Source organism: Hanstruepera flava (assembly GCF_023634025.1).
GTDB classification, from domain to species: Bacteria; Bacteroidota; Bacteroidia; order Flavobacteriales; family Flavobacteriaceae; genus Hanstruepera; species Hanstruepera flava.
On sequence record NZ_JALJCW010000015.1, the window covers coordinates 1 to 835 of the forward strand.

1 protein-coding gene is annotated in these 835 nt (G+C 46.9%); it reads right to left on the reverse strand.

What is annotated here, in order from left to right; translation table 11 throughout:
* The coding region (locus tag MTX13_RS14345; protein WP_449555746.1) for an HYR-like domain-containing protein at positions 1–835 on the reverse strand (835 nt) is incomplete at both ends.

Consider the following 835-nt stretch of genomic DNA (forward strand, 5'->3'; position numbering starts at 1 on the left):
CAATCTTGAATAGCACCATTGTTACCGGTACCGTCACATTCAATTGTGATATCAGATGCATCAGTATTAATAATTGGAGCTAAAGTATCAGCCACCGTAATAGTCTGTGAAACCGACGAAGAGTTGTTACAGTCATCAGTAAAGGTCCAAGTACGTGTGATTATGATGTTACACGGATCAGAACTATCGGTATTGTCCACACCAGTCACGGTAATGTCACCGGCACAGTTATCGTTAGCAGTCAGGTCACCCGGAGCAGGCACGTCCGCGATACACTCGTAAGTGATATCAGCAGGAGCCGAAGGCGCAACAGGCGCTATGGAATCAGCCACCGTAATAGTCTGTGAAACCGACGAAGAGTTGTTACAGTCATCAGTAAAGGTCCAAGTACGTGTGATTATGATGTTACACGGATCAGAACTATCGGTATTATCCACACCAGTCACGGTAATGTCACCGGCACAGTTATCGTTAGCAGTCAGGTCACCCGGAGCAGGCACATCTGCTATACACTCGTAAGTGATATCAGCAGGAGCCGAAGGCGCAACAGGCGCTATGGTATCAGCCACCGTAATAGTCTGTGAAACCGACGATGAGTTGTTACAGTCATCAGTAAAGGTCCAAGTACGTGTGATTATGATGTTACACGGATCAGAACTATCGGTATTATCCACACCAGTCACGGTAATGTCACCGGCACAGTTATCGTTAGCAGTCAGGTCACCCGGAGCAGGCACATCTGCTATACACTCGTAAGTGATATCAGCAGGAGCCGAAGGTGCAACAGGTGCTATGGTATCTGCAATTGTAAAAGTAGCAGTAGTAGAGCTAGAGT